The following is a 5,477-nucleotide window of genomic DNA, read 5'->3' as shown; positions in this document are numbered from 1 at the left end:
TAGGTGATCGATCACCTACTTCGGATCTTAAATAGGCCGTCGCGCTCCAAGCGGCCGAACATGGCTTCTTTCATCTCGCGGACCGCCCGTTCCATCCCGACTAACATCGCGCGGGCCATGATGCTATGTCCGATGTTGAGTTCTTCAATGCCAAGAATACGGGCGATGGGTCCGACATTCCAATAGGTAAGGCCATGTCCAGCGTTGACCCTGAGCCCGAGAGCTTGGGCTTTGGCGGTAGCATTCTCTAGTTGGGTGAGGGTTTGCGCTTGTTGGGCTTCGCCCTTGGCCTCGGCGTACCGTCCGGTGTGTAACTCGATGAATTTTGCACCGCTGGCTTGGGCGGCGAGCAGTTGGGGGGCATCGGGGTCAATAAATAGACTCACAGGGATGCCTGCTGCCTGGAGGGTCAAGACTGCTTGGGTAATCCGGGGTTGTTGACCCGCCACATCCAGCCCGCCCTCGGTCGTAACTTCTTCCCGCCGCTCGGGGACCAGGGTGACATAATCCGGCTGAATCGCGAGCGCTAGGGCGACCATCTCCTCGGTACAGGCCATCTCTAGGTTGAGGTGCGTCCGTACCATTTGACGCAAGAGCCTTACATCTCGGTCCTGGATGTGGCGGCGGTCTTCTCGGAGGTGCGCGGTGATCCCGTCGGCCCCCCCCAATTCTGCCAACACTGCCGCTGCCACCGGGTCCGGCTCCACCGCTCGTCTGGCCTGCCGCACGGTAGCAACATGGTCAATATTCACGCCCAAACTCAGCATGGTTATGCCCTCTATTTTTCTAGTACCCGGCGTTGGACGAAGTTGGTGTACACATCCCCCTTCTGAAACCAGGGATTCTCTAAAATCCGCAACTGAAAAGGAATGGTGGTGGGCACGCCAGTGATCGCACATTCCTGGAGGGCACGGCGCATCCGGCGGATCGCTTCCGGGCGGTCCCGGCCCCAGACAATCAGTTTACCAATTAGCGAATCATAATAGGGCGGGATCACATAGCCCGGATAGAGGTGCGAATCCATGCGGACCCCAGGCCCACCGGGGGCGAGGTAGCCACTGACCGTGCCTGGAGAGGGCCGGAAGTCCAGGTTGGCATCCTCGGCGTTGATCCGGCACTCAATGGCGTGACCAGTGAAGGCGATATCTTCTTGCGTCAGGGTCAAGGGTAGACCCGCCGCGATTTTAATCTGTTCGGCGATGAGGTCTAGGCCCGTCACCATCTCCGTGACCGGGTGTTCCACCTGAATCCGGGTATTCATCTCCATGAAATAGAACCGCCCCTGTTTATCCAACAGAAATTCTACGGTCCCTGCACCTTCATAGTTGATGGACTTGGCGACAGCCACGGCGGTGTGGCCCATCGCTTGGCGCAATTCTGGGGTGAGGGCAGTACTGGGACTCTCTTCGAGGAGCTTCTGGTGTCGGCGTTGGATCGAGCACTCCCGTTCACCCAGATGAACGACGTTGCCAAAGCGGTCCGCGAGGATCTGAAACTCGATGTGGCGTGGTTCTTCGAGGTAGCGCTCGACGTAGACGCCCCGGTTGCCGAAGGCTAAATCGGCCTCAGTTTGGGCAGTTTGGAGCATGGTGAGCAATTCTTTTTCACTCCAGACTAGACGCATCCCCCGGCCCCCGCCCCCCGCTGTGGCCTTGATAATCAGCGGATAACCAATTTGTTCAGCGACTTGGAGGGCTTCTTTTTCAGAATCAATTACGCCATCGGAACCGGGAATCGTCGGCACGCCAGCAGCCACCATGGTTTCGCGGGCTTGGGCCTTATCGCCCATTTTGCGGATCGACTCGGGACTCGGGCCGATAAAAACCAACTGGTGGTCGTTGCAGATCTCCGCAAAGCGACTGTTCTCCGACAAGAAGCCATAGCCGGGATGGACCGCGTCCACATTGCGGGTCAAGGCAGCGGAGATGAGGTTGGGGATGTTGAGGTAACTCTTGGTACTGGGGGCCTCACCGATACAGACGGCTTCAGAGGCCAGTTTCACGTGTAGGGAGTTCTGGTCGGCTAGAGAATGGACGGCGACGGTTTCGATATCCAATTCATTACAGGTACGGATAATCCGCAGGGCAATCTCGCCACGGTTGGCAATCATCAGCTTACGGAAGTAGACCACATTGACTCCTCAATGATGAACCGGGCAGCCATCGCCCCTCGTCGTTAGTTTACAGCTCCCAGCCCCCCTTTTAAGGGAGATTTAGGTTGGTAAATCCAGTCTACCGAAGCGACGTTTACGGGTTTGGTAGTGTAGGAGAGCTTTGTGAAAACAAGCCCGGTCAAAATCAGGCCAGAACACATCCGCCACATAGAGTTCGGTATAAGCCAACTGCCACAACAAAAAATTACTCAAGCGCAATTCCCCGCTACTGCGGATGAGCAAGTCCGGGTCCGGGGTGGGGTGGGTGTAGAGGTGTTCGGTGAGGTCTTGTTCGGTAATCGCGGCGGCCTTAAGTTCACCTTGCTCGACTCGGTGAGCCACGGCCTGGACCGCATGTAAAATCTCCTGGCGGCCCCCATAGTTCATGGCGACATTGAAATGGACCGCTTGGTTGTGGGCCGTGGCACTCATCGCCTCCTCCATAAAGTGCCGCAATGTCTTGGGCAGGGGAGCTAAATCACCCATAAACCGCAACTGTACCCCCTCCGCAACGAGATTGCGTAACTCGCGCTCCAGGACCTCATGGAACAGTGTCATCAAAAAGTTCACTTCCTGGACTGGACGGCCCCAATTCTCTGTCGAGAAAGCATAGACCGTCAGGGCTGCCACGCCCCAATCCTTACAGCAACGGACAATATCATTGAGGGCCTCTACGCCCTGACGATGGCCCAGGAACCGGGGCCAGCCGCGCTCCTCAGCCCAGCGTCCATTCCCGTCCATGATCACCGCCACGTGGGCGGGTAAGCGTCGGGGGTCCAAGTCGGGGGGGAGTTGACCGCTCGCTGAAGGCGGATGGACAGTGTTCACTGGACACTCCTGAGCGGAGTTGAAGGTTAGGCTAATTAGCTTAGCAAAGCGATTACATGACCGGCGATGACGGCTAAACCGTCCAACCCCGGTGGGTTTTACGCATCAGCGATTCCTGCAGCGCATAGAGGGCTTGGGGCGACTCATCACGGAGCATGCTGTGACGATGGCTCAAGGGTAAGGGGATATCCCAGGCCATCAGGTCACTCAAGGGGTGACGGATACTGTGCGTGATCGTCGCCCCGGCGCCGAAGCCAAGATTGGTGACTAGGTTCACTTGGGGTAAGACAGCGAAGCCCTGACGATAGAGCAGGCTATACCACCAACCCACGGACCACAATCGGCTCTCCCCGGCGTAGATTTTGTTGCCCAGTTGACGCATGAAGTCTGGAGACCAACGCGCTTCTAAATATTTGGGCAAGTCCTGGCGCATCTGGGGCCAAAAAGCCAATGTACCATCGTGGTGCTGCCATGCCCGCCGCCAAGAAGCCCAGCCCCACACAGGTAGACATCGCGAGAAGTAGTAACTAGCCCGGGGGTTGGGTCCGGGCTGCCCGTAGTTACTCCCAGCAATATGTAGTACCCGCCCGTCATAACGGTACTGCTTGAGCAATTCCTCGCAATAACGAAAAAAACTGGGCGTGGGTAAACAGTCGTCTTCCAGGATAATGGCCTCTTTAACTCTGGAGAAAGCCCAATCCACCCCACTCGCCATCCGTCCCTTCATCCCCAGATTGACTGGACTATAGTGCCGTTCCACCGTACAGTCCCAGTCCACTTGTTCAACGACGGCACGGGTGGCTTGGATCTGCGCGAGATGCGTGGGGTTATCCCCGGCAGGACCATCGGCTACCACCAATAGCTGAGGTGGTCGCGCTTGCTGAATCCGTTCAAATACTTGCTGGGTTGTGTCGGGTCGCTTAAATATGAAAAAGACCACCGGGGTTGTAAGCTGCCAATTATTCATTTACAAGCTCAGAGGGAACTTGCTTAATTTACCTTGCTTACCCCTGAAATACGCTGAGAGCTAACGGTTGGAACGGCGGACCAAGCCATCACTGACGGGGGTGGGCAGACTCGGACGGCCCGCTTCATCTACCCCCCAGTTGAAGTCATCAATCCGAAATTCAAAGGTCCCTGTCCGCTGAATCGGGCTAAAGCTCAAACCGATGCCGTAGGTCCGGCGGTCGTAGCGCAACACATACCAGCGGTCAATCTCACGGCCTGTACTGACATCCCAGGAAGTCTGAATCCCGGCGCGGATTGGGCCATAGACCTGTTGTAGGAAGTCAGCGGTCAGCCGTTGGGTGGTGGCGGCGCGGTCAAAGATAAAGGGCGAACGTCCCTCAATCAAAGACTGGGAGTAGGACACGCCCACCTGGGTGTAATCTAGGGCCTCCCGCGCAAACCGCCCCAGGACCCCGCCTACCCGTACTGTCCCCGTTAAGGTCCCTTGGGCATCCGCCGAGGAGTAGACCGAACCCACCCCGGTTGCCCCGATCAACAATGAGAAATTGGGCGTAACCGGATTGGGCGTGTACTGCAAAAATTCGCGGGTAGCAGGCGTCGTCTCCGCCTCGTAGAGCGGGAAACGGCGCGTCACCGCCGCCGCCGCCTGGAACCGGCCCAAGGTTGCCTCCAGGGAACCCGAAGCCCCCTCTGCTAGGGGTAGGTTGGTACGGTCTGAGGGGGCCTGGACCAAGGCTAGGCCCGTGGTGTAGGTGAGATCAGTGGTGGTGTCCAGCGGGATCACAGCAGAATCGAGGGCCGCCTCAATCCGTTGGCTGACCGGCTGGGTCCCGAAGATGCCGTTAAAGACCCGTTCGCGGTAGATGTAACTGAAGGACAACAAAGAACCCCCCTCCAGGAGGTAGCGTTGCTCGGCCCTGAGGCGTACCCGCCGCGTGAACTCATCAAAACTAAGCCCGTTAATCTCTGCAAATAAGTTCGTCTGTTGCTGGGGGGATGGGGCGGAACGGTAGCGCACCCCCAACCCAAAACTCTCCCCCACATTGCCTTGGTCGGGAGTCTGGGCTTGGCTGGCTAAATCCCCAAACGAGAAGCCTTCATTATTGCCCCGGTCCCGTAAACCGATGGCTTGTTGTAAGAAAAAACGCGGCTCAACCCGGATCAGGCTGCCATCAGCCTGCGTGAAATTAAAATTCTGCTGATAGAAGAAACCACCCTTGTCCTGAGCATCGTAGCCCAATTGCAAGGGGAGGGTGTCCTCTTCATCCCCGCCAAACTTAAGACCAAAAGTGGGTAAAGGAATGGAGTTCACTTGGTCAAAAACGAGAGCACTCGACTCGGTATCTAACTGTTCTGTGCCGTCGGGCTTGCGCGTCAGATAAGCCTTTTGGGTAACAACTTCGAGTTCCGGGGGGTCAAAGGGGTCGTTGGTCACGCGCACGCCCTCACCCTCCCAACCCTTGGGGCTAAAGCGGATGCGTTCAGCTTGGAACCGGACTACCCGGCCTCTTTGAGTGCGGGGTAGGAC

The 5,477-nt window shown here is 57.3% G+C and carries 5 protein-coding genes; all 5 read right to left on the bottom strand.

Going from position 1 to position 5,477, the window contains the following annotated elements:
- Positions 1-11: 11 nt before the first annotated feature.
- Positions 12-767, bottom strand: a complete 756-nt coding sequence (locus tag HFM78_RS15930) for a pyridoxine 5'-phosphate synthase (RefSeq protein ID WP_287130447.1) — start codon at positions 765-767, stop codon at positions 12-14.
- 11 nt (positions 768-778) lie between these two features.
- Complete coding sequence (gene accC, locus HFM78_RS15925) at positions 779-2,110, bottom strand: acetyl-CoA carboxylase biotin carboxylase subunit (RefSeq protein WP_396033365.1); 1,332 nt, start codon at positions 2,108-2,110, stop codon at positions 779-781.
- A gap of 102 nt (positions 2,111-2,212) precedes the next feature.
- On the bottom strand, positions 2,213-2,980 hold the full coding sequence (locus tag HFM78_RS15920) for an isoprenyl transferase (protein WP_287130445.1): 768 nt from the start codon (positions 2,978-2,980) through the stop codon (positions 2,213-2,215).
- Positions 2,981-3,053: 73 nt separating this feature from the next.
- Complete coding sequence (locus HFM78_RS15915; protein WP_287130444.1) at positions 3,054-3,947, bottom strand: hypothetical protein; 894 nt, start codon at positions 3,945-3,947, stop codon at positions 3,054-3,056.
- 60 nt (positions 3,948-4,007) lie between these two features.
- On the bottom strand, positions 4,008-5,477 hold a 1,470-nt coding region (locus tag HFM78_RS15910), incomplete at its 5' end, for a DUF3769 domain-containing protein (RefSeq protein ID WP_287130443.1).

The organism is Candidatus Cyanaurora vandensis, from assembly GCF_013285555.1.
GTDB classification, from domain to species: Bacteria; Cyanobacteriota; Cyanobacteriia; order Gloeobacterales; family Anthocerotibacteraceae; genus Cyanaurora; species Cyanaurora vandensis.
The sequence above is the reverse complement of the archived record's forward strand: the minus strand, read 5'-3'. Positions and strand labels throughout refer to the sequence as shown.

Coding starts and splice junctions, on each gene's coding strand:
- HFM78_RS15930 (WP_287130447.1), bottom strand. CDS start 767: ATGCTGAGTTTGGGCGTGAATATTGACCATGTTGCTACCGTGCGGCAG.
- accC (WP_396033365.1), bottom strand. CDS start 2,110: ATGATTGCCAACCGTGGCGAGATTGCCCTGCGGATTATCCGTACCTGT.
- HFM78_RS15915 (WP_287130444.1), bottom strand. CDS start 3,947: ATGAATAATTGGCAGCTTACAACCCCGGTGGTCTTTTTCATATTTAAG.